General features: G+C 69.4%; 27 protein-coding genes. 18 read left to right on the top strand and 9 right to left on the bottom strand.

What is annotated here, in order from left to right:
* Nucleotides 1–39: 39 nt before the first annotated feature.
* From KV097_RS07910 to KV097_RS07900, 3 genes are all read left to right on the top strand, one after another.
* Nucleotides 40–687 (top strand): TetR/AcrR family transcriptional regulator, encoded by a 648-nt coding sequence (locus tag KV097_RS07910; RefSeq protein WP_220340970.1) that lies wholly within the window; start codon nucleotides 40–42, stop codon nucleotides 685–687.
* A gap of 108 nt (nucleotides 688–795) precedes the next feature.
* Entirely contained in the window at nucleotides 796–1779 is a 984-nt protein-coding gene (locus tag KV097_RS07905) for a TIGR03557 family F420-dependent LLM class oxidoreductase (protein WP_308289371.1), read from the top strand.
* 201 nt (nucleotides 1780–1980) lie between these two features.
* Nucleotides 1981–2607 (top strand): methyltransferase domain-containing protein, encoded by a 627-nt coding sequence (locus KV097_RS07900; protein ID WP_220340971.1) that lies wholly within the window; start codon nucleotides 1981–1983, stop codon nucleotides 2605–2607.
* 27 nt (nucleotides 2608–2634) lie between these two features.
* Here KV097_RS07900 and KV097_RS07895 read toward each other — a convergent pair whose 3' ends face one another.
* Complete coding sequence (locus tag KV097_RS07895; RefSeq protein ID WP_220346873.1) at nucleotides 2635–3063, bottom strand: organic hydroperoxide resistance protein; 429 nt, start codon at nucleotides 3061–3063, stop codon at nucleotides 2635–2637.
* Nucleotides 3054–3500: a MarR family winged helix-turn-helix transcriptional regulator gene (locus tag KV097_RS07890; protein ID WP_220365561.1), complete on the bottom strand. Its 447-nt coding sequence runs from the start codon at nucleotides 3498–3500 to the stop codon at nucleotides 3054–3056. Before KV097_RS07890 ends, KV097_RS07895 begins: the two co-directional genes overlap by 10 nt.
* Nucleotides 3501–3611: 111 nt before the next feature.
* Between KV097_RS07890 and KV097_RS07885 the strand changes: the two genes are divergently transcribed.
* The 4 genes from KV097_RS07885 to KV097_RS07870 all read left to right on the top strand — a co-directional run bounded on the left by KV097_RS07885 (nucleotide 3612) and on the right by KV097_RS07870 (nucleotide 7250).
* A complete protein-coding gene (locus KV097_RS07885; RefSeq protein ID WP_220365560.1) occupies nucleotides 3612–5198 on the top strand; it encodes a Na+/H+ antiporter in 1587 nt (528 codons plus the stop codon).
* 82 nt (nucleotides 5199–5280) lie between these two features.
* A complete protein-coding gene (locus KV097_RS07880) occupies nucleotides 5281–5838 on the top strand; it encodes a hypothetical protein (protein WP_220340974.1) in 558 nt (185 codons plus the stop codon).
* A 235-nt stretch (nucleotides 5839–6073) separates the two neighbouring features.
* Nucleotides 6074–6664: a dienelactone hydrolase family protein gene (locus KV097_RS07875; RefSeq protein ID WP_220365559.1), complete on the top strand. Its 591-nt coding sequence runs from the start codon at nucleotides 6074–6076 to the stop codon at nucleotides 6662–6664.
* A gap of 94 nt (nucleotides 6665–6758) precedes the next feature.
* A complete protein-coding gene (locus KV097_RS07870; protein WP_220346728.1) occupies nucleotides 6759–7250 on the top strand; it encodes an FBP domain-containing protein in 492 nt (163 codons plus the stop codon).
* Here the strand turns inward: KV097_RS07870 and KV097_RS07865 are convergent.
* The gene (locus tag KV097_RS07865) at nucleotides 7247–7855 is read right to left on the bottom strand and encodes an MBL fold metallo-hydrolase (RefSeq protein ID WP_220365558.1); all 609 of its coding nucleotides are present in this window, start codon (nucleotides 7853–7855) and stop codon (nucleotides 7247–7249) included. The two genes, KV097_RS07870 and KV097_RS07865, sit on opposite strands and share 4 nt — an antisense overlap.
* Nucleotides 7855–8967, bottom strand: a complete 1113-nt coding sequence (locus KV097_RS07860) for an S-(hydroxymethyl)mycothiol dehydrogenase (protein WP_220346730.1) — start codon at nucleotides 8965–8967, stop codon at nucleotides 7855–7857. Before KV097_RS07860 ends, KV097_RS07865 begins: the two co-directional genes overlap by 1 nt.
* A gap of 126 nt (nucleotides 8968–9093) precedes the next feature.
* Between KV097_RS07860 and KV097_RS07855 the strand changes: the two genes are divergently transcribed.
* From KV097_RS07855 to KV097_RS07840, 4 genes are all read left to right on the top strand, one after another.
* A complete protein-coding gene (locus KV097_RS07855; protein WP_220340979.1) occupies nucleotides 9094–9438 on the top strand; it encodes a helix-turn-helix transcriptional regulator in 345 nt (114 codons plus the stop codon).
* Nucleotides 9435–9899, top strand: a complete 465-nt coding sequence (locus KV097_RS07850) for an SRPBCC domain-containing protein (RefSeq protein WP_220365557.1) — start codon at nucleotides 9435–9437, stop codon at nucleotides 9897–9899. The genes KV097_RS07855 and KV097_RS07850 overlap by 4 nt, the downstream gene beginning before the upstream one ends.
* A 49-nt stretch (nucleotides 9900–9948) precedes the next feature.
* Nucleotides 9949–10701 (top strand): DinB family protein, encoded by a 753-nt coding sequence (locus KV097_RS07845; RefSeq protein WP_220365556.1) that lies wholly within the window; start codon nucleotides 9949–9951, stop codon nucleotides 10699–10701.
* A 70-nt stretch (nucleotides 10702–10771) separates the two neighbouring features.
* Nucleotides 10772–11539, top strand: a complete 768-nt coding sequence (locus KV097_RS07840; protein WP_220365555.1) for an SDR family NAD(P)-dependent oxidoreductase — start codon at nucleotides 10772–10774, stop codon at nucleotides 11537–11539.
* Here KV097_RS07840 and KV097_RS07835 read toward each other — a convergent pair whose 3' ends face one another.
* Genes KV097_RS07835 through KV097_RS07825 form a run of 3 tightly spaced genes read right to left on the bottom strand, consistent with a single transcriptional unit; the run spans nucleotide 11540 to nucleotide 13661 of the window.
* Nucleotides 11540–12109 (bottom strand): DivIVA domain-containing protein, encoded by a 570-nt coding sequence (locus KV097_RS07835; RefSeq protein ID WP_220340983.1) that lies wholly within the window; start codon nucleotides 12107–12109, stop codon nucleotides 11540–11542.
* Between the two features lie 5 nt (nucleotides 12110–12114).
* Complete coding sequence (locus tag KV097_RS07830) at nucleotides 12115–13266, bottom strand: globin domain-containing protein (protein ID WP_220340984.1); 1152 nt, start codon at nucleotides 13264–13266, stop codon at nucleotides 12115–12117.
* Between the two features lie 5 nt (nucleotides 13267–13271).
* Entirely contained in the window at nucleotides 13272–13661 is a 390-nt protein-coding gene (locus KV097_RS07825; RefSeq protein WP_220340985.1) for a group 1 truncated hemoglobin, read from the bottom strand.
* A gap of 299 nt (nucleotides 13662–13960) precedes the next feature.
* Here KV097_RS07825 and KV097_RS07820 point away from each other — a divergent pair, with 299 nt between their 5' ends.
* The 6 genes from KV097_RS07820 to KV097_RS07795 all read left to right on the top strand — a co-directional run bounded on the left by KV097_RS07820 (nucleotide 13961) and on the right by KV097_RS07795 (nucleotide 17217).
* The gene (locus KV097_RS07820) at nucleotides 13961–14662 is read left to right on the top strand and encodes a GAF and ANTAR domain-containing protein (RefSeq protein WP_220340986.1); all 702 of its coding nucleotides are present in this window, start codon (nucleotides 13961–13963) and stop codon (nucleotides 14660–14662) included.
* 119 nt (nucleotides 14663–14781) lie between these two features.
* Nucleotides 14782–15258 (top strand): hypothetical protein, encoded by a 477-nt coding sequence (locus KV097_RS07815; RefSeq protein ID WP_220340987.1) that lies wholly within the window; start codon nucleotides 14782–14784, stop codon nucleotides 15256–15258.
* Between the two features lie 126 nt (nucleotides 15259–15384).
* Entirely contained in the window at nucleotides 15385–16071 is a 687-nt protein-coding gene (locus tag KV097_RS07810; RefSeq protein WP_220340988.1) for a GAF and ANTAR domain-containing protein, read from the top strand.
* 93 nt (nucleotides 16072–16164) lie between these two features.
* Nucleotides 16165–16500, top strand: a complete 336-nt coding sequence (locus KV097_RS07805; RefSeq protein ID WP_308289370.1) for a DUF427 domain-containing protein — start codon at nucleotides 16165–16167, stop codon at nucleotides 16498–16500.
* A 4-nt stretch (nucleotides 16501–16504) separates the two neighbouring features.
* Nucleotides 16505–16981 carry an SRPBCC family protein gene (locus KV097_RS07800; RefSeq protein WP_220365553.1) on the top strand — a complete coding sequence of 159 codons (477 nt, stop codon included), beginning with the start codon at nucleotides 16505–16507 and terminating at the stop codon, nucleotides 16979–16981.
* Nucleotides 16982–17034: 53 nt separating this feature from the next.
* Nucleotides 17035–17217 (top strand): CsbD family protein, encoded by a 183-nt coding sequence (locus KV097_RS07795; RefSeq protein WP_308289369.1) that lies wholly within the window; start codon nucleotides 17035–17037, stop codon nucleotides 17215–17217.
* Nucleotides 17218–17333: 116 nt separating this feature from the next.
* Here the strand turns inward: KV097_RS07795 and KV097_RS07790 are convergent, their stop codons facing one another.
* Nucleotides 17334–18317 (bottom strand): RNA polymerase subunit sigma-70, encoded by a 984-nt coding sequence (locus KV097_RS07790; protein ID WP_220365552.1) that lies wholly within the window; start codon nucleotides 18315–18317, stop codon nucleotides 17334–17336.
* A 30-nt stretch (nucleotides 18318–18347) separates the two neighbouring features.
* On the opposite strand from KV097_RS07790, the gene KV097_RS07785 reads away from it, so the two are divergent.
* Nucleotides 18348–19202 (top strand): SgcJ/EcaC family oxidoreductase, encoded by an 855-nt coding sequence (locus KV097_RS07785; RefSeq protein ID WP_220365551.1) that lies wholly within the window; start codon nucleotides 18348–18350, stop codon nucleotides 19200–19202.
* Nucleotides 19203–19270: 68 nt separating this feature from the next.
* On the opposite strand, the gene KV097_RS07780 is transcribed toward KV097_RS07785, so the two are convergent.
* Nucleotides 19271–20629: a lipase family protein gene (locus tag KV097_RS07780; protein WP_220340993.1), complete on the bottom strand. Its 1359-nt coding sequence runs from the start codon at nucleotides 20627–20629 to the stop codon at nucleotides 19271–19273.
* Nucleotides 20630–20857 lie beyond the last annotated feature (228 nt).

Raw genomic sequence — 20857 nt, 5'->3', positions numbered from 1 at the left:
AACGTACCAGTTCGTACATAGCCTGGCGAGGGTAAGTTGATGGCCGTGAACGACACCGTCCCGAGACAACGCGACCCCGAGCGTACGAAGGCCGAGATCCTCGAGGTGGCCACCCGGACGTTCGCCGAGGACGGTTATTCGGGGGCGCGCGTCGACGACATCGCGGAGCGCACCCGCACGACGAAGCGGATGATCTACTACTACTTCGGCGGCAAGCAGCAGCTCTATCTCGCCGTCCTCGAGCATGCCTACCGCGGCATCCGCGACGCGGAGGAGCACCTCGAGGTCGGAGACCTGGGGCCCGTGGACGCGATCCGTCGTCTTGCCGAGCTGACGTACGACCACCACGTGGAGCACCAGGACTTCATGCGCCTGGTCGCGATCGAGAACATCCACCGAGGTGACGGGATCCGTCGGCTCGAGGTGCTGCGCGACCTGGGCAAGCCGGCGATGGAGGTACTCGAGACGATCCTCTCGCGCGGTATGGCGGACGGGAGCTTCCGTGAGGACGTCGACGCCCTCGACGTCCATCTCCTCATCAGCGCCTACTGCGTGTTCCAGGTCGCGAACCAGTACACGTTCGGCTACCTCTTCGACGTCGACCTCCTGGCCGACAGCACCCGGCCGAGGCTGCGTTCGATGATCGGGGACGTCGTCGTCGCGTGGCTCTCGACGCCGGCGCGCTGAGGGGCGGCGTCGGGCCGGCGTGGTTTTGACCCCCACCGCCTCGGGTACCGGCGTCTTCACGGCGGCGCGCTGCCTCGAGGCGCCTCATCGGACCACCAGGAGGATCTCGTGCAGTTCGGCTACACCTTGATGACGGAGCAGTCCGGACCGAAGGCACTGGTCGACTACGCGGTGAGGGCGGAGAGGGTCGGCTTCGACTTCGAGGTGGCCAGCGACCACTACTTCCCGTGGCTCGACACGCAGGGGCACGCCTCGTACGCGTGGAGCATGCTCGGGGCGGTCGCCCACGCGACGGAGTGGGTCGGGCTCATGACGTACGTGACCTGCCCAACCGTCCGCTACCACCCCGCGGTGGTCGCGCAGAAGGCCGCGACCCTGGGCCTGCTCTCCGACGGGCGCTTCACGCTCGGCCTCGGTGCCGGAGAGAACCTGAACGAGCACGTGGTCGGCGAACGCTGGCCCGCGACGCGCGAACGTCACGCCATGCTGTACGAGGCGGTCGAGATCATCACGGAACTGTTCAGCGGTGAGCTGGTCGACTACGACGGGCAGCACTTCCAGGTCGACTCCGCCCGCGTGTGGGATCTTCCCTCCGACCCCGTGGAGATCGGTGTGGCCGTGTCGGGGTCGAAGTCGATCGAGCAGTTCGCTCCGGTGGCCGACCACCTGATCTCCACCGAGCCCAAGAGCGAGATCATCGAGCAGTGGAACGGAGCGCGCTCGGGAACGCCGTTGCCGGACTCGCGGAAGATCGGCCAGATCCCGATCTCCTGGGACACCGACCGCGACGCCGCGATCGAGCGGGCTCACGAGCAGTTCCGGTGGTTCGGTCTGGGCTGGCCGGTCAACGCGAACCTCCCGACGACTCAGGCGTTCGAGTCGGCGAGCGCGTTCGTGACACCGGACGACGTGGCGGCGTCGATCCCGTGCGGGCCGGACCTGGATGCCGTGGTCGAGGCGGTGTCGGCGTACTGGGAGGCCGGCTTCACCGACGTCGCGCTGGTGCAGATCGGTGACGAGAAGCAGGAGGAGTTCCTCCACTCGGCCGCTGGCGAGCTGCTGGACAAGTTGCGTGCTGCGGCGCCCTCCTGACCGGACGGCCACCGGCATCCCTGTGCGGGACGTCGGGTCATCCCGTGACGTCGGGTCGAGCCGCGCTCACCGGAGTCGCCGAGGTCGGCAGCGTCTGGATTGGCGCGGCAGCAGAGGCGGCGGCGTCCAAGAGCGTGCCGCGAGCCGTTGTCTCGGGCAGGGCCGATCGGTGGGGCGGGATCGGCTCACGGAGAATGAGGCGTGACCCCACGACGTGTTGAGACGACTCCGTTCGGCCACCTGACGATCGCCTTCGACGACTCGGTCCTGCGTCCGCGCCCCTGGACCGCACGTCAGTCCGAGCTCGCGGTCGAGCTCGCCTCACGGTCCCCGGAGGGCTCTGTGCTGGAGATCTTCTCCGGCGCCGGGCAGATCGGTCTGCTCGCGGCATCGATGATGGAGCGCCACCTCGTCCAGGTCGACCTGAGTGAGCGCGCCTGCGCCTTCGCCCGGTCGAACGCGGACGCCGCGGGGGCTCGCGTCGACATCCGGTGCGGCTCCCCGGAGGCGGTCCTCGACGAGGACGAGCGGTTCGCCGTGGTGATCGCGGACCCGCCGTGGGTCCCGACCGACGAGATCGGCGAGTTCCCGGAGGACCCGCCACTGGCGATCGACGGAGGGGTCGACGGACTCGGTCTCGCGCGGCACAGCATCGCGCTGATCGGGCACCACCTCTTGGACGGCGGCCACGCCGTGGTCCAGGTGGGTCCGGGCGCCCAGGCCGAGTCGCTCGTCGACGCTGCGGCGAGCGACGCGGGCCTCGAGTGCGTCGCCGTCGAACGGTTCGACCGCGGCGTGCTCGTCGGGCTCCGGAAGAACCTCGGCTGAGCGACGCACTCGAGGACGTGCGGTCGGTCAGTCGTCGCTGACCACGAGCGTGACGTCGATGTTGCCGCGGGTGGCGTTGGAGTACGGGCAGACCTGGTGGGCCTTCTCCGTGAGCACCTCGGCGGTTGCGGCGTCCATGTGGGGGAGCGTGATCTCGAGCTCCACGGCCAGGCCGAAACCACCGTCTCCGTTGGAGCCGAGCGACACCCGGGCACCGACTGCGGAGTCCGAGATGTCGGCCTTCTCCTGGCGTGCCACCTGACGGAGGGCGGAGTGGAAGCATGCGGCGTACCCGACGGCGAAGAGCTGCTCGGGGTTGGTTCCCTCGCCGCTCCCTCCCATCTCTGCGGGGATGGCGAGCTCGACGTCGAGCCGGCCGTCGGAGCTGCTGGCGTGGCCGTCGCGTCCGTCGCCGGTGGACAGGGCCTCTGCGGTGTAGAGCGTCTTCACTCGGATTCCTTCCGTCGTGATGCATTGAGGGCCTCGCTGAGACGGCGGACCGCCTCGCGCAGGTCCGCGGTCTCGTGTGCGGTCATGCCGGTCGCCGAGAACGCCTGTCTCGGAACGCCGCGCGCCTCGCGTTCGAGGTCGGAGCCCGCCGGAGTGAGGACCACCTCGACGACCCGCTCGTCGCTCGTCGAGCGCTGGCGGCGGAGGTATCCGTGTGCCTCCAGTCGCTTCAGCAGCGGCGAGAGCGTCCCCGAGTCGAGCTGCAGCCGCTCGCCCAGCTCACCCACCGTGGTCCGGCCCTCTTCCCAGAGAGCCATCATCACGAGGTATTGCGGATAGGTGAGTCCGAGCCCCTTCAGCAGCGGTCGGTACGTCGCCGTCATCGCGCGCGACGCCGAATAGAGCGCGAAGCAGAGCTGCTCGTCGAGGGTCGGCATGGCCATGCCTCATGTCTAGCGCGACATTGAGTTGTGCACAACCGATTGGCAGGGGTGCCCAGCAGGCGGGACGTGAGATGACGCGCGCACGCGAGCCGAGGCTGACATCGTGGGGCGATGGGCGATTTCGAGATCCTCATCCTCGGTCTGCTCGTCGCCGTCGCGGGTCTGGGAGCGCTCGCGAACCGGATCTCCGTGCCGTACCCGATCGTGCTCGTGGTCGGGGGTGCCCTCGTCGGGTTCGTGCCCGGCCTGCCGGAGGTGCGCCTCGACCCCCAGGTCGTGCTGGTGATCTTCCTGCCGCCGCTGCTCTACAAGTCCGCGATCTACGCCAACTTCGGTGACTTCCGCGCCAACATGCGCGCGCTCACGTTCAGCACCGTCGCCCTCGTCCTCGTGACGATGTGTGCGGTGGCCTGGGTGGCGCACGCGGTGGTCCCCGACCTGCCCTGGAGCGCCGCCTTCGTCCTCGGCGCCATCGTGTCGCCCACCGATCCCGTGGCCGCGGCCACGATCATGCGTCGGCTCTCGGCGCCGCGACGCCTGGTCAGCGCTGTCGAGGGCGAAGGGCTCTTCAACGACGCCACGGCTCTCGTCGCGTACCGGGTCGCCGTCGCGGCGGTCGTGGTCGGCACGTTCTCCCTGGGGCAGGCCGGTGCGGAGTTTGTGCTCGGTGCTCTCGGTGGAGTGCTCATCGGGCTCGCGATCGGGTGGGTCGCCACCCAGATCCGTGCCCGGATCTCCGATGCACAGGTGAGCGTGACGATCTCCCTGCTGACCGGCTACGCGGCCTTCGTCCCGGCCGATGCGCTCGGCGCCTCGGGTGTGTTGGCGACGGTCACCGCAGGTCTCTACGTGGGCATCCGTGCACCGGGCATCCTCCCCGAGTCGAGGACGAGGCTCCAGGGGTTCTTCGTGTGGGACCTGCTCGACTTCCTCGTCAACGCGCTGCTGTTCGTACTCATCGGCCTGCAGCTCCCGACGGTGGTGGACTCGCTGGGGGACTACTCCGCCGCGGCCCTGACCGGCTATGCACTCGCCGTGGCGGGCGCGGTCGTCGGCGTACGGCTCGTGTGGTTCTTCACCGTGCCTTACCTGATCCGGGTGGTGGACCGCCGGCCGTCCCAACGTGCCCGACGGGTGGGCCCACGCCTCCGTCTGGTGCTGGCATGGAGCGGCATGCGCGGAGCCGTCTCCTTGGCGGTGGCGCTCGCGATCCCGCTGACCACCGACACCGGCGACGCCTTCCCGAGCCGTGACCTCATCGTGTTCCTCACGTTCACCGTCATCCTGGTGACGCTCGTCGTGCAGGGCCTGACGCTACCCACGCTGATCCGCCGCCTCGGCATCACCTCGGCGGGGGAGGAGGAGGCGGAGGAGGTCCGAGGCCGTCTTGCGGCGGCGAGGGCGGCGCTGGCCGAGATGGACCGTCTCGAGGACCAGGACTGGACCCGCCCCGACTCGGTGGAACGGATGCGAGCGATGTACCGCTACCGCGAGGCCCGCTTCGCCGCCCGCGCGGGAAAGTGGGAGGACGAGGGGTACGAGGACCGGTCGCAGTCGTATCAGCGGATGGTTCGAGCCGTCCTGGACGCTCAGCGCCTCGCGCTGCTGCGCCTCCGAGGGGACGGAGAGATCTCGAACGAGGTCGCGAACCGCATCCTGCAGGACCTCGATCTGGAAGATTCTCGCCTGGAGATCTGATCCTTGGCATCCGTACGCCGCTGTCGGGCGAAGTACTAGTGAAGGGCCGGGTGACCGGCACACTCGACAGAGAGGCAGACTCATGAAGAGGAACCGGTTGGTCGGAGCGCTCGTCGCTCTCCTGACAGGCTTCGGGCTCGTCGCCGTGGCAACAGCGCCCGCCGAGGCCCAGACCCGGCCGCGGACCGGCTACACCCAGGTGGTCGTCGCGCCGGAGGTCTACTCCTTGATCGCCGGAGCGGGGATCACGCCGGCGCCGATCGAGGGCGCCAAGGCTGCTCCGTTCAGGGACACGCTCTCGGCGTCCTTCCCCATCACCGGCTACACCCTCGGCAAGCTGCGGATCAGGCACAGCGGCGGCCTCAGCCTCACTGCCGGGTCGTCGACCATCGCGCTGAAGAACTTCAACATCGACCTCGGTCGCCTCCGGGTGAGCGCTGAGGTCTCGGGGACCATCGGCAACGTCGGCCGCGCCGACCTGTTCACCATCGGATTCTCCAACCGTCTTCGGTACGGAGCTGTCCGTCTGCGGCTGACGGCGACGGCCGCAGGTGCACTGAACTCGACGTTCGGTGTCGACGCGTTCAGCGCCGGTGACACCTTCGGGTACGCCACGCCCAAGCCGTTCTCGCGGTTCTGATCTCCGCGGACCGGCGGGAGGGCATAGCACCCGGGGATCTCCCGCCGGTCCACGGTCAGCTCGTCGCCCGCTGCGCACGCAGCGGGCGAACGGGGGTACCGGACGGCCTGACCCACCACGAGCTCGACACCGCCCGGCGTCTCGTGCCCTCCCTCGTCCGGATCGGGCCGTTGACCGGCCCCTCTCGCCGCCCTAAAGTCGTCGGCGCCGACATCCGCGGCGAGAGGAGCACATCGTGACCGACGTCGTCCTGTTCCACCACGTGCAGGGACTGACCGACGGGGTGCGAGCCTTCGCCGACCAGCTCGCCGAAGGCGGGCGCACCGTGCACACCCCCGACCTGTTCGACGGGGAGACGCCCGCGAGTCTCGAGGAGGGGATGGCGTTCGCCCAGTCGATCGACGACGACGTCGTCCGGGAGCGGGTCGATGCGGCCTTGAGCGGCCTGCCGCCCGAGCTCGTCTTCGCCGGCATCTCCTTCGGCATCATGGAGGCTCAGCGCCTCGCGCAGACCCGGCCCGGTGCTCGGGGAGCTCTGCTGTACGAGGGGTGCCTCCCCATCACGGGGGAGTGGGCGTTCGGACCCTGGCCCGACGGGGTGCCGGTGCAGATCCACGGCAAGGACGACGACGCGATCTTCGCGCACGAGGGCGACGTGGAGGCCGCGCGCGGGATCGTCGACACCGTCGGGCCGGACCTCGCCGAGCTGTTCCTCTATCCCGGCAACACGCACCTCTTCCTCGACAGCACCCTGCCCACCTACGACGCCGAGGCGACCGCGCTCGCCGTACAACGCTCGCGTGCGCTGCTCGACCGTGTGGGTTGAGCCGGAGACGGAGCCGACGAAACGGGTTTGATCTGACGGCCGGGCCGACGCACGATCGTGTGTGGTCCCCCGCCCCCAGCCGTGAGAGTCCGTCATGCATCCCGTCACCGAGTCCGAGATCCGCTCATCGTTCGTGAACGCCTCGCGTCGAGAGGCGACCCAGGCGCCTGTGCCTCCGTCCCTCGACGAGGTGGACTGGGACTCCCGCGACTTCCTCGGCTGGGTCGATCCCAAGGCGCCACGGCGCGCCTACGCCGTCGTCCCCACCGCCGAGGGTCTCGTCGGCCTGCTGCTCCGGACGGCCCAGACGACCGGGCATCGGCCGGCCATCTGCACGTGGTGCGAGGACGTCAAGGCGACCGAGGACGTCGTGCTCTACGTCGCCAAGCGGTCGGGGTCGTCGGGTCGCAACGGCAACACCGTCGGCACGCTCGTGCATGCCGACCTCTCCTGCTCCGGGCACGCGAGGCGTCGGCCGACCCGCGCCGAGGGAGCCGGCGACCCGGACGCGTTCGTCGCTCGCCGGGTCGCCGGTCTCCGCGAGCGCACGGTCCGCTTCGCCGAGCGGGTGCGCGACGCGACCTAGTCGCTCATCCCTGCCTTCTCGGCGGCGATCGTCGTGTCGTCACCGTGGCCGGTGTGCACGACGGTGTCCTCCGGGAGGGTGAACAACGTGGATCGGATCGACTCGCGGATGACGTCGGCGTCGGAGTACGACCGTCCGGTCGCGCCGGGGCCGCCCTGGAAGAGCGTGTCGCCGGTGAAGACGCAGCCGATGTCCTCGGCGTAGAGGCAGACGGCGCCGGGTGCGTGTCCCGGCGTGTGCAGGACGCGCAGCTCGGTCCCGCCGACCGTGATCGTGTCGCCGTCGGCGAGATCGACGTCCCACGTGGTGTCGGGATGGGTGAGCTCCCAGAGCGGCCGGTCGGCCGGGTGCAGCATGATCGGGGCGCCCACCCGCTCGCGGAGGGCGGGGGCCACCCGGACGTGGTCGTCGTGAGCGTGGGTGCACACGATCGCGGTCACCGTCCGGTCACCGACGACGGCGAGGATGTCCTCCACGGAGTGGGGGGCGTCGATCACCACGCACTCCCGATCGTCCCCGACCACCCAGATGTTGTTGTCGACCTCGAAGGTCTCCCCGTCCAGGCTGAAGGTGCCGGACGAGACGGCGTGGTCCACGCGGGCCATCAGAGGATCACCACCGAGCGGAGCACGTCGCCGTCGTGCATGCGGGCGAAGGCGGCCTCGACGTCGCCGATCCCGATCTCCTCGGTGACGAACGCGTCGAGGTCGAGCCGGCCCTGCCGATAGAGGTCGACCAGCATCGGGAAGTCGCGCGACGGCAGGCAGTCGCCGTACCAGCTCGACTTCAGCGCGCCGCCGCGACTGAACATCTCCACCAGCGGGATGTCAGGAAGCGTCATGTCGGGCGTGGGCACGCCCACCAGGACGACGGTGCCGGCGAGGTCGCGAGCGTAGAACGCCTGCTTCCACGTCTCGGGACGACCGACGGCCTCGATCACGAGGTCGGCTCCCTCGGCACCCTCGTACACCTCGCCGACGATCTCGCGGATCGCCTCGACCGGATCGGTCGTCGAGGAGTCCACGGTGTGGGTCGCGCCGAGCCTGCGGGCAGCCTCCAGCTTCTTGGCGTCGATGTCGACGGCGATGACGGGCGATGCGCCGGCGAGCGCCGCACCGGCGATCGCGGCGACGCCGACACCTCCGCACCCGATGACGGCCACCGAGCGGCCCCGCGTGGCACCTCCGGTGTTGATGGCGGCACCGATGCCGGCCATCACCCCACATCCCAGGAGGCCCACGGCGGCAGGACGAGCCGACGGGTCGACCTTGGTGCACTGGCCGGCGGCGACGAGGGTCTTCTCCGCGAACGCGCCGATGCCGAGCGCGGGGGTCAGCTCCGTGCCCGCGTCGGGGCCCTCGGCAAGCGTCATCTTCTGGGTGGCGTTGTGCGTGTCGAAGCAGTACTGGAGGTCGCCGCGCTTGCACGCACGGCACTCGCCGCAGACGGCCCGCCAGTTGAGGACCACGAAGTCTCCGGGGGCCACGCTCGTCACGTCAGGTCCGACCGCCTCGACGACGCCGGCCGCCTCGTGGCCCAGCAGGAAGGGGAACTCGTCGTTGATCCCGCCCTCCCGGTAGTGGAGGTCGGTGTGGCAGACGCCGCAGGCCTGGACGGCGACCACCGCCTCGCCGGGTCCGGGATCGGGGACGTTGATCGTCGTCACCTCGACCGGCTCGCCCTTGGCGCGTGCGACCACTGCCTTCACCTGCTGCATGTCTCTTCCTTCGCTTGCCGAACCATCCCCTCTCGAAGATCTCATGCGGGTCCACGCCGTACCGAGCGAGGCGGCTCGCTGGCCCAGGCTTGACATGTGACCATTTGGTCACATAACGTCGGAAGCGTGAGAGACGACGACATCGACGAGGTGGTGTTCCGGGCCCTGGCCGACGGCACGCGTCGGCGCCTGCTGGACCTGCTCTTCGCGCGGGACGGGCGCACGCTGACGGAGCTGGAGGAAGAGTTCGAGATGACCCGGTTCGGTGTGATGAAGCATCTCAAGGTGCTCGTGGAGGCCGGCCTGGTCGTCACGCGCAAGGAGGGACGCTCCACCCTGCACTTCCTCAACCCGGTGCCGATCCGGTTGGTCCACGACCGCTGGATCGACAAGTTCACCGAGCAACGGGTCGCCGCTCTCTCAGACCTCAAGGCCAGGCTCGAAGACAACCGTTCGCAGGAGGGCACATGAGCACCATCGGCAACACGCAGGACGCGCAGGCGACGACCGTGCAGGTCTATCAGATCCTCGTCAAGACGACCCCCGAGAAGCTCTGGGAGGCGCTCGTCTCGCCCCAGTTCACCGCGCAGTACTTCTACGGCGCGCGCATCTCCGTGTCGCCGGAGGGCTACGAGGCCTACGGCTCCGACGGTTCGTCGTGGGGTGACACCGAGGTGATGGTGTTCGATCCGCCACGACGTCTCGTCCACGGCTGGACGTCGGCGTACGACCCGGAGCTCGCGTCGGAGCCGCTCAGTCGCGTCACGTGGGAGATCGAGCCACGAGACTCCGGAGTGTGCCTGCTGACGGTGGTCCACGACCAGCTGGAGCGGTCGCCGGGCACCGCGAGGAGTGTGGCCGGGGTCGGTTGGATGACCGTCCTGTCCGGGCTCAAGACGCTGCTCGAGACGGGGGAGCCCCTCCAGTCGTAGCCCGCATCGCGCCTTGTGGAACGGAAGACCGTTGCGCAAGACTTGCTCGGTGGCTGCTGAGTACGAGAAGAGCGACCAGTTCCGTGGCGCCCGGATCTCCGAGTCCGACCTCTCCGGTCTGGAGGTCCGCGACTGCGCGGTCGATGGGCTGAAGATCGTCGACTGCTACGGGGAGGACGTCTATGTCGGCGGTCAGTTCACACGCATCGTCGTCAACGACGTCGACGTCGCCGCGTACGTCCAGGGCGAGCTCGACGAGCGGCAGCCCGAGCGGGTCCTCGCCCGGGGCGCCGTCACTCCGGCCGACTACCAGGCCGCCTGGGACGCCATCGAGGCGATGTGGGCTGTGACGGTCGATCGCGCCAGGCTGATGCCGCAGTCGGCGTTGCACGAGCGCGTCGATGGTGAGTGGTCGTTCGTCGAGACTCAGCGCCACCTGCTGTTCGCCACGGATGCCTGGCTCGGCAACGCCGTGCTCGAGCAGGAGGCGCCGTACCATCCGCTGGGGCTTCCTTCCAGCGGGATGCCGGCCGATGTCGCATCCGCGCTGGGGCTGACGCTCGACGCCACGCCGTCGCTCGACCAGGTGCTCGCTGCGCGGTCCGAGCGCATGGCTTCGGTGCGGCGCCTCGTCGACGGGCTGACCGAGGCCGAGCTGGACCGGGTCTGCCGGCGCAAGCCCGCGGACCCGTACCCCGACGGCGAGTACGTCGTACGGCGCTGCCTCGGAGTGGTGCTCGGCGAAGAGGTCGAGCACCACCGCTACGCGGTGCGCGACCTCGACACCCTCGCACGCTCCTGATCACCGCTCCACGAACGTCCCCACGTCCGCGACGGTTGCCCTTCTGACCACGACCCGACAGGGTTCCGTCATGACACATGCGATCGTGACAGGTGCGGCAAGCGACATCGGGCAGGCCATCGCCCGGACCCTGGCGGCCGAAGGCGCGCACGTCGTGCTGGCCGACCGTGACCTCGACACGGTCCAGGCGGTGGCTGACGACCTCGACGGCGCGGAGGCCGTCGGTCTGGACCTGCGGTCCGCCGACGAGGTCCGCCAGGTCACCTCCGACCTGGTCCGGCGCCTCGGGCCTCCTGACCGCCTCGTCAACGGAGCGGCTACCTGCAGCGGCGAGCCTTTCGAGACCATCGACGAGGCGACCTGGTCACAGGACCTCGACGTCGTCCTCGGAGGGACGTTCCGACTCTGCCAGGCACTGCTCCCGGCGATGCGCGAGGCCGGTCGTGGCTCGGTCGTCAACATCGCCTCGGTGAACGGGCACGCCTATTTCGGCACCGACATCTACAGCGCAGCCAAGGCCGGGGTGCTCAACCTCACCCGTACCCTCGCCGTCCAGTACGGGCCGCACGGTGTCCGCGTCAACTCGGTGTCACCCGGGACGGTCATCAACGCCGTACGCCGGAGGCAGCTGGCGGCCGATCCCCACGCGCTCGACGAGGCCACCGGCTGGTACCCGCTGCAGCGGGTGGGCGTGCCGCAGGACGTCGCGGACGCGGTGGCCTTCCTCCTCTCCGACCGTGCGAGCTGGATCACCGGCACCGACCTGCGGGTCGACGGTGGACTGCTTGCCGGCATGCGCGGGCTCGCCGACGCCCTCGGCTCCGGCGAGCCCGGATAGTCACGGTCCGACCGGTGGCTCGAGACGCTTCTGCGTCGTCTCGAGCTTCGGCATCTCGCCCAGCGCGTCGACCTGCTCGGTCAGCGCGTCGAGCACGGACCGGAGCTGGATCTGCGCGACCTTCGCGAACGTGCGGACGTACTCGATCTCGGGGATCGGGTGGTCGTAACGGGTGCCCTCGGTCGTCTGTGCCAGCGGCTCGACCTTGCGGACGGCCTCGGTCGCGGCGTCGTGCGCGTCTCGGACGATGTCGCGCTGCTGCGCCCGTGCCGACATCATGAGGTCGCGCGCGTGCGTGACCGCCTCGTCGATGAGGCTGTCGGCGACCTTCTGGGCCTCGGCGAACATGATGACGGCCTGGGCGCTGATCGGCTCGCTGTGCTTCTCCTCCTCCTTGGTGCGGAGGTCGGCGCGCAGCCTCGCGTTGTCCTCCTCGAGGCGCTGGACGGCCATGGCGAGCTGGCTCAGGTAGTCACCGACCTCTTGCTCGTCGAGCCCGCGCCGACGGACCGTGAAGGTGGCTTGACGGATCTCTGACGAGATTCTGCTGGTATCCGTGGGGGTCGTCATGGCTGTTACCCGTCCTTTGCCGTGTCGCGCGGTCGGTAGCCGCCTTCGCCGAAGTCCTCGTAACGGATGTCGCTGGGCGGGATCCCCGCGGAGACGAGCTGAGGGACGGTGTTCTCGACCATCCCGCGTGACCCGCAGACGAACGCCCGGTAGCCTCGCCAGCCGCCGCGCGCCGCCGCGACGTGGCCCACGGTGCCACGCTGGCCCCGGTAGGTCGTGTCGTCGGAGACGGCTGCGTCGTAGGAGAACCACGGACGCTTCGTCATCTCGCGCATCGCCTCGTCGTCGTAGAGGTTCCACGGCATGCGCGCACCGTGGAACAGGTGGACCTTCGGGCCACGTCCCGTCTGGCGCCAGTAGGCGTCGACCTCTTCGATGACCGCCTTCATCGGGGCGAGGCCTGTGCCTCCGGCGACCAGGAGGAGGTCTCGCGTCGGATCCTCCAGCGTCAGAGCGACACCGACGGCAGCACTCATCCGGACGGTGTCACCACGCTGCAGGTCCTTGACGATGGCGCTGCTGACCTGCCCGCCGTCGACGATCTGCACGTGCAGATCGATGGAGCTGTCGTCGCGCGGCGCGTTCGCCGGGCTGTAGTAACGCCACAGACGAGGACGCTGGGGAACCTCGACGGCGATCGACTGACCAGGCCGGTACGGGAGACGCTGGTCGAGCCGGAGCCGGACGACCGCGACGTCGAGCGTGCGTCGCTCCACGTCGACGACCTCCGCGTCCCACCACGAAGGCGTGGTCTTGGCCGACTCCTCGGCTCCTTGGACCATCGTCTTGGCGATCACGCCGTACGCCGCGGCCCAGTCCGCCGCCAGCTCGTCCGTCCACTGCTCGCCGAGGAAGTGCTTGAGGGTCGCGAGGAGGGAGCCGCCGACGGCGTTGTACTGGTCAGGGGAGACCCGGAAGCGACGGTGGTCGCTCCCGAGCTGTCCGAGCACGGGCACGACGTTCTCGAGGCTGTCGACGTTGCTGACGACGGTGCCGAGCGCCGTCACGAGCTTGTCCCGCTGCGCGGACATCGAGACGGGGAACATCGACCGGACGTCGGGGTGGGACAGGAAGAGGTGCGAGTAGAAGAAGAGCGGGACGTCGTCGCCGTGCTTGGCGACGTACGCCCAGCTCTCCTTGAGTGCTGCTGGATCCACGCCGGTCAGCTCTCCTGACTGACGATGTCCGGCTCGACCGCGACGAGCGTGCCGCCGAGCGTCGCGATGATGTCGTCGGGGACGCCTGCCTCGGTGAGGGCCGCGACCAGATGCTTCGTCACGAGCGCGTACGCCTCGTGGGTGATGTTGAGGCCGACGTGTGCGTCCCGCAGCTCACGGCCGGTGTACTCGACCGGTCCACCGAGGAGGTGGGAGATCAGGTGCACCTGGTGCTGCTTCAGCGTGGGGAGGTCGGTGTTGGCGAAGTAGGGAGCCAGCTGCGGGTCGGCGATGACGAGCTCGTAGAAACGATCGACCACCACGCGGACAGCACTTCCACCGCCAACGCGCGCGTAGGGCGTCTCCTCGTTCAGAGCTGTGTCGACGTCGGTCATGCGAAGCTCCCTTCTGCACGGCCGACTCCGATTGCGGCACGCGCGTTCGGCCGCCTGTATAGCAGTCATTTCATCGCGCGGTAAAGCCGCTGTTCATGGCGAAGTACGACGCGGGCACCGTCGCAACGCGCTGGCCTGCGGTGATGGCGGCTCCCGCGGGATGAGGCGGCCGGCGGGTATGGGTCCGGTCACACGTGCGTGCGTCCTGGCGTCTCTGCTCCACAACGGTCCGGACACAGATTCCGATGTCGCCAGACCACGGTCTACCGGGGCGATGACAGCACGGAGTAATCTGAGTCGTGCTCTCCAACACCCCCTCGGGCGCTCTCGGCGACCTGGCTATGGCGGCGCGCGACATCGACGCGGCCGAGACCGTCGACTCCGTCGCTCAGCAGTCGGTCGAGTTCGTCGCGACCTACATCGGCGGCTGTGCGGCCGCAAGCATCACCTTCGCCGGCCGAGAGTCCTTCGAGAGTCTCGCCGAGAGCGACTCGTTGGCTCTGCGGGCCGACCAGCTCCAGGCCGAGCTCGGCGAGGGTCCGTCGCTCGATGCCGTGGTCGAGACCCCGACGGTCTACGCGGCCGACCTGGCACACGACCCCCGGTGGCCGCTGTGGGCCGGCAGCGTCGTGCACGACCTCGGTGTCCGCAGCATCGTCAGCTATCGCCTCTTCACCAGCGACGAGACGATCGGAGCGCTCAACCTCTACGGCAAAGAGGTCGACGCCTTCGACGACGAGGCGAGGGAGCTGGGCTATCTCGCCGCCACCCAGATCGCGGTCGTGATCTCGTCGACCCGCAAGGAGCAGAGCTTCCGGTCGGCGCTGGCGACCCGAGTCGCCATCGGGCAGGCGCAGGGAATGCTGATGGAACGCTTCGGCCTCTCGGCCGACCAGGCGTTCAACGTCCTGCGCCGTGCGTCGACGAGCCACGACGTCCCGCTGCGCGAGATCGCTGACGAGCTCATCAGGACGCGCGAGCTTCCCGCCGACGTCGAGTAGTCGCCGTACGGACGTACGGCGGTCGGTGCGTGCCATCCCAGAAACAATTCGTACACATGTGTCCGAGTTGGTGTTACCTTGATCTCGTACACACGCGTACGAGTTGAGGGGGGATCCTCATGACGTCCCAGCATCACGGTGGCGCGTCCGTCACCGCCGAAGCCGAGCGCCCGCTCTCGTGGTGGCGGCGTCCGGCCTGGACGTTCACCCGTCACTACCTGGAGATGATCGTGGCCATGCTTGTCGGCATGGCGGCCCTCTACCCCCTGTGGAGCGTCCTGGCCGGGTCGACCGCCGTCTCCGCGTGGGCCTCGCGCCCCGACGTCGACGCGACGGCGATGGCGACGGCGATGAGCATCACGATGGTGGCGTGGATGCGGTTCCATCGCGCCCGCCTCCAGCTCGTCGTGGAGATGACCCTCGCCATGTACGCCGGGTTCTGGGTGCTGTTCCCGCTGCTGTGGGCCGGTGTGCTCGCCGAGATGGGTCTGATGATGCTGGGGCACGTGCTGATGCCCCTCTTCATGCTGGTCGCGATGCTGCTGCGACGAGGCGAGTACGCCTACGGCCACATGCACGCGGCCGACCCTGCCTGACCCCAGCGCCAGCCTCCGGAGCCGCGTGCCGATGACGACGCGACGCGGGGAAGGTGATAGAAAATATGTGCTGCTTAGACTGCCAGGCAGATCCCGGGGACAAGTCTGTTCAGGAGCGGCTGCGGTATGGAAGATGCGCGCCTCGACCATCAAGAGCTGGTCGAGATCGTCGAGGAGCTGCATGCCGCTGATTCCCTCGAGGAGACGGCCGAGCAGGTCATCGCGTACCTCTGCGAGACACTCGAGATGGATGCGGCGGGCGTGACGCTGTTGCGCGGCAACAGCCGCCTCGAGACGGTGGCCGCCACCAGCGACCTGGTCGTGGAGGTCGACGAGATCCAGGAGAAGTGCCAGGAAGGCCCGTGGCTCAGCTCCGACTGGGACCAGACCCTCCGTGTCGGCGACCTGGGTCAAGAGACGCGGTGGCGCGACTGGACCTCCGGCCTGTCCGAGCGCGGTTTCAAGAGTCTGCTCGCCGTCGGGCTCCCGATCCAGGGACGCCGGATCGGTGTGGTCTCGCTCTACTCCTGCGTTCCTCGGTTCTTCGACGAGGACGACAGCGCGCTGGCGCACCTCTTCGCCCGGCACGCAGCGGTAGCCCTCGTCCGGGCCGACCGTGAGGCTCACCTGCAGCTCGCGCTCGACTCCCGCAAGCTGATCGGTCAGGCACAGGGGATCCTGATGGAGCGGTTCGGTCTCGACGAGCCGCGGGCGTTCGAGGTCCTCAAGCGCTACTCGCAGCACCACAACCTCCGGTTGCGCAGGGTCGCGGAGATGCTGGTGCAGACGCGCGCCCTCCCTCCGATGGTCTGACCGGGGCTCGACCGGAATACGCCGGTCGTACTGGCGGTTGGCGCTGAGATGAGCCGCAGACGCCGTCTTCCCGATGCTCTTCATCCGATCTCCGTGGAACCGACACCCTCACGGGTCCGGGTCCTGGTCGGTGACACCGTCGTCGCCGACACGACCGCCGCTCTGACGCTGCGGGAGTCGACCTACCCGCCGGTCGTCTACGTCCCTCGGTCCGACCTCGACGCGTCGGTGGTGTCTCCGACCGACACGTCCACCTACTGCCCGTTCAAGGGAACGGCGAGCTATGTCTCGATCACCACTCCCGAAGGCATCGTGGAGGACGGCGGGTGGACGTACCCCGAGCCGTACGGCGCCGTCGCGAGCATCCGCGGGCACGTGGCGTTCTATCCCGACCGGGTCGCGGTCGAGGTCGAGCACACGGCCGGCTGAGACCATGGGACGCACCGACTCGGCCTCTCGCACTGTCGCGGCACCGCCGCAGCGGGTCTATGACGCGTTGACCGATCCGGAGGCGCGCGTCGCGTGGCTCCCGCCCGACGGCATGACCGCCCGAATCGACCGGTACGACCTCCGGCCGGGCGGGTCCTACCGGATGGTGCTGACCTACGACGACGTCACCACCGTCACCGGCAAGGCGACCGCCGACTCCGACGTCGTCGAGGCCCGCTTCGTCGAGCTCGTGCCGGGTGCGCGAGTCGTCGAGGCCGTGGAGTTCCCGTCGGACGATCCCGCGTACGCCGGGACGATGACGATGACCTGGACGATCGCGTGGACGGGGAGCGGGACGCGCGTCGAGGTTCGTGCCGACGACGTGCCGGCGGGCATCTCCGCCGCCGACCACCGCGCCGGGCTGGCCTCGTCCTTGGCGAACCTGGCCGCGTACGCGGAGGGGACCTCGCGCGATGTGTGAGACCGCCTCCCACGGGGCACCATGGGAGGACCGAGCAGGATCAACCGAAGGGGATGACCTCGATGGGTCTCGACGACAAGCTGAAGAACACCGGTGAGGACGCCAAGGGCAAGGCCAAGGAGGCCGCCGGCAAGGCGCGGGGCGATGAGTCCCAGGAGGCCGAGGGCAAGACCGACCAGAGCAAGAGCGACCTGAAGCAGGCCGGCGAGAACGTCAAGGACGCCTTCAAGAAGTAGCCCGCCGGTCCGCTCCAGCTCCCGTCCCGTCCCCGATTCGTGCAGTTGGTCAAGGTAGTTCCATCCGAAACCTTGATGAGGTGCACAAATCGCGGGCGGGACGGTTGCGTGCGGGCTCACGCGGGGAGCGTCGTCGGCAGGCCGAACGCGGCGAAGTCCGCATCGAGAAAGCTGACGACCTCCCGTACGGAGCCGTCCGCCACGCTGAGGACGTCCAGCCCTGCGGGTCGGAAGTCTCCGTGCTGGGCGTCGAACATGTACGTCGCGAAGGCGAGCTGACCGTTGGCCTCGGTCCTCAGGAACCGCCACCTCGCCTGGAGGGGACCGTCTCGCAGGAAGGCGGCGACCGAGGCTGAGCCGAGGTACCAGCGCGGCTCAGGCGGCATGGCGTAGCGCACGTCCTCGGCGAGCAGGGCGACGATCTGGTCGACGTCGCCGGCCTCCCAGGCGCGGGTGTAGCGCTCAGCCAACGCGTCGAGACCGGCGTCGTCGCTCGTGGAGCTCGGCGCCGGCAACCCGTCGGCGACCGCTGCGCGGGCGCGTTGCAGAAGGCTGGTGACCGCCGGCACGCTGAGGTCGAGGATGCCGGCGACCTCGGCCGCCCTGAAGGCGAGGACGTCACGCAGCAGAAGCACGGCGCGCTGTGCCGCAGGGAGGGTCTGCAGCGCAGCGACGAATGCCAGCCGTACGGTCTCCCGATCGATCGCTTGCTCCTCGGGCGTCGATCCGAGCCAGCCCCCCGGCAGCGGCTCGAGCCAGGACACCTCGGCGTCACCGGTGGCGAGCGTCATCGGAAGCTCACGTCGACCGCGCCGGTCGATCATGGTCAGACACCGGTTGCTCGCGATGCGATAGAGCCAGGCCCGCAGGTGCCGGCCGTCGAACCGGCCGAGACCCTGCCAGGCGCGCAGCAGCGTCTCCTGCCGGGCGTCCGCCGCGTCCGCGGTCGATCCGAGCATCCGGTAGCAGTGGAGAAGCAGCTCGCGGTCGTACGGCGCGACCAGCCTGGCGAACGCGTCGGCGTCGCCGGCACGCGCGCTCGTGAGGTCGGTGTCGGGCTCGGCGCGATGAGTTCCGGTCTGCGCCGGGGTTCCTTCCACGAACCCAGACTTGCAGACCGGAGGCAACCGATGGAACACGAATCCGACATCCGCTCCGTGATCACCCGCTGGATCGACGCGGTCGACCGCGGGACCGATCTCGAGGCGGTGCTGGCCGACCACACCGACGACATCGTCATGTTCGACGTCCCGCCGCCGTACGAGGGCGTCCGGGGCATGAAGGCGTACGAGGCGTCGTGGAGCGACTTCCTGGCCTGGCAGCGAGGCGACGGCCAGTTCGTGCTGGAGTCGCTCGAGGTCACCGCGGGAGACGACGTCGCCTTCGCGCACGGTCTCGTGCTCTGCCGCGCGCGAGGATCCCACGACGAGCACCCAGACCAGCGGCTCCGCCTCACGCTCGGGCTGCGAAGGGTCGACGGACGATGGCTCATCGCCCACGAGCACCACTCGTTCACCGAGGACAGCGGACGTCGTGACTCGGAGGGGGAGGCCGAGGTCGCTGCCGTGCTGAGGCGCTGGCACGAGGACACCGCCGCCAAGGATCTCGACGCGATGATGGCTGGCATCGCCCAGGACGTGACGTCGTACGAGCTCGAGGAGCCTCTCCTGCTGCGCGAGCTGGAGGACGTCCGTGAGAGCTGTCGTCGCGGGTTGGAGGCGACAGCCGGCCGGATCGACTTCGACGTGGTCGATCCCCAGATCGTCGTCCGCGGTGACCTCGCAGCGGTGTGGTCCCTGGACCGGGTCGCGGTCACGCAGGATGGTGACGACGACGAGGCCACCACCTGGTCGCGTGCGACCCGTGTCTTCCGCCGGAGGGACGGGCGGTGGCTGCTGGTCCACCAGCACCTCTCGTACCCGCTCGCGGCGGGGACCGATCGGGTCCGGTTGGACCTCCGCCCCGTCCCCGATGTGTGCAGCTGATCAAGGAATCCGGCACCGAGAACCAGGATGAAGTGCACACATCGGGGACGGGAAGGGACGGGAGGGGATCAGGGCATGATCGGCAGGAACCGGCAGTTGGACCGCGCCGGCTTGCCCGCGAGGCGGTCGGTCACCCACGAGATGGCCTGGCCCTGATCCTCGAGCATCGGCAAGAAGTGGTTGGGGAGCACCAGCTTGTTGCCGAGGTTCGGGAGGTAGACAGGCTCGTAGGTGACATTGGCGCCCTTGGCGCACCAGTCGACGGCGAGCTGTCGAGCCTGACGGTGAGGCACCGTGTCGTCGGCGACGCCGGTGGCGACGCGGACCGGGGCGGTCGGGCGCAGCCGGCCGATGCGCTGCTTGTCGATGGCCGCCTGGACCGCCGGCTCACGCGCGACGACGTCGCCGAGCGAGATGCCCTGCTTGGTCCAGCTCCTGGTCTTGGTGAAGCCGTGGGCGAAGATCGCGTCCCCGACGCACCGGGTCGACACGTCCTCCAGTGCGGCGCGGCCCTTGTCGTTGATATAGGCGTCGATGATCGGCCGCAGCGCCGGCTCGCTCTGGGCGAGACCGTTGACGGTCCATCCGGCGGCTGCCGCGAGGGCACTCCCGTCGATGCCGGGGAGCACCTTCACCAGGTCGGCCGGCGGCGCGCCGGAGTACACGCCGGAGAGGGTGACGTCCGGGGCGTACGAGGGCTGCAGCTCCGCCGCGGCGGCCGTGGCTCCGCCCCCCTGGCTGTAGCCGTACAGACCCACGGGCGAGGCGTCGGTCACCGACGCCGAGTCGAGTCCACGAGCGGCGCGCACAGCGTCGAGCACGGCGTGCCCCTCGTCGACGCGGTTCACGTAGGTGTGCAGCCGGTCGGTGGCGCCGAGCCCGACGTAGTCGGTGACCGCGACCGCGACGCCCTTGGCGAGCAGGCGGTACGTCGCCAGGTTCTCGTAGCCGACCGACACGGTGCCCTCGGTGAGGTTGAGCGCCACCGGGTTCTCCAGCGCGAGAGAGGCCGCGCACTGGTCGCCCTGCCCGAGCGTGCCGGGCGCCAGGACGACGAGCGGACGAGGCCCGGTGCCCGTCCACCGCGCTGACGGCTCGATGTAGGCGCCGGTGACCGCGACGGGCTGCCCGTTGGAGTCGGTCGACTTGTACATCAGGCGGGTCGCCGTCCCCGGGAGCGGGCCGTTGAGGCCGGGCAGGCTCAGCCCGAGCTTCAGCGGCGCGGTACGGATCAGCGCTCCGTCGGCCGACGGCAGGGAGCTCGGCGGGTTGTAGAAGGCGGGGATGGTGATCCCTCGGGACACCACCTCGTCGTCGGCTGCTGCCGGAGCGGCGGTGCCGAGGCCGCCGAGCAGGGTCAGCGCGGCGACGGCGGCGACGAATCGGCCGCCTCGGCCGGCAGGGAAGAAGGGTCTCGAACGCTTCATGGGACTCGCTCCTGTGTCGGTGGCTTGTGAAGCACGTCCGACTGCGTCGCTCGCCGGGGCGCCGGCGTTCGAGAGGGAGGGCGGTCTGGGACGCAGAGCCCGAGCCGCAGGGGCCCTGCGCGGTGGCGAGGGGCCTGGGTCTTCGGTGGTGACCGGCCGCGGAGGTCGTCCGTGCCAGAGGCGTCGCCCCGCGCGCGGAGCGAGTCGTTCGTTGCGGTAGACGGAGTC

Source organism: Mumia sp. zg.B17 (genome assembly GCF_019550915.1).
Classification (GTDB): Bacteria; Actinomycetota; Actinomycetes; order Propionibacteriales; family Nocardioidaceae; genus Mumia.
This window is presented reverse-complemented; position numbering and strand designations above follow the sequence as displayed.

Bases quoted from the DNA above. Each gene is read 5' to 3' on its own strand.
- KV097_RS07910 (WP_220340970.1), top strand. From the start codon at position 40: ATGGCCGTGAACGACACCGTCCCGAGACAACGCGACCCCGAGCGTACG.
- KV097_RS07890 (WP_220365561.1), bottom strand. From the start codon at position 3,500: ATGGCCATGCCGACCCTCGACGAGCAGCTCTGCTTCGCGCTCTATTCG.
- KV097_RS07885 (WP_220365560.1), top strand. From the start codon at position 3,612: ATGGGCGATTTCGAGATCCTCATCCTCGGTCTGCTCGTCGCCGTCGCG.
- KV097_RS07880 (WP_220340974.1), top strand. From the start codon at position 5,281: ATGAAGAGGAACCGGTTGGTCGGAGCGCTCGTCGCTCTCCTGACAGGC.
- KV097_RS07870 (WP_220346728.1), top strand. From the start codon at position 6,759: ATGCATCCCGTCACCGAGTCCGAGATCCGCTCATCGTTCGTGAACGCC.
- KV097_RS07865 (WP_220365558.1), bottom strand. From the start codon at position 7,855: ATGGCCCGCGTGGACCACGCCGTCTCGTCCGGCACCTTCAGCCTGGAC.
- KV097_RS07860 (WP_220346730.1), bottom strand. From the start codon at position 8,967: ATGCAGCAGGTGAAGGCAGTGGTCGCACGCGCCAAGGGCGAGCCGGTC.
- KV097_RS07850 (WP_220365557.1), top strand. From the start codon at position 9,435: ATGAGCACCATCGGCAACACGCAGGACGCGCAGGCGACGACCGTGCAG.
- KV097_RS07840 (WP_220365555.1), top strand. From the start codon at position 10,772: ATGACACATGCGATCGTGACAGGTGCGGCAAGCGACATCGGGCAGGCC.
- KV097_RS07835 (WP_220340983.1), bottom strand. From the start codon at position 12,109: ATGACGACCCCCACGGATACCAGCAGAATCTCGTCAGAGATCCGTCAA.
- KV097_RS07825 (WP_220340985.1), bottom strand. From the start codon at position 13,661: ATGACCGACGTCGACACAGCTCTGAACGAGGAGACGCCCTACGCGCGC.
- KV097_RS07815 (WP_220340987.1), top strand. From the start codon at position 14,782: ATGACGTCCCAGCATCACGGTGGCGCGTCCGTCACCGCCGAAGCCGAG.
- KV097_RS07810 (WP_220340988.1), top strand. From the start codon at position 15,385: ATGGAAGATGCGCGCCTCGACCATCAAGAGCTGGTCGAGATCGTCGAG.
- KV097_RS07800 (WP_220365553.1), top strand. From the start codon at position 16,505: ATGGGACGCACCGACTCGGCCTCTCGCACTGTCGCGGCACCGCCGCAG.
- KV097_RS07795 (WP_308289369.1), top strand. From the start codon at position 17,035: ATGACCTCGATGGGTCTCGACGACAAGCTGAAGAACACCGGTGAGGAC.
- KV097_RS07785 (WP_220365551.1), top strand. From the start codon at position 18,348: ATGGAACACGAATCCGACATCCGCTCCGTGATCACCCGCTGGATCGAC.
- KV097_RS07780 (WP_220340993.1), bottom strand. From the start codon at position 20,629: ATGAAGCGTTCGAGACCCTTCTTCCCTGCCGGCCGAGGCGGCCGATTC.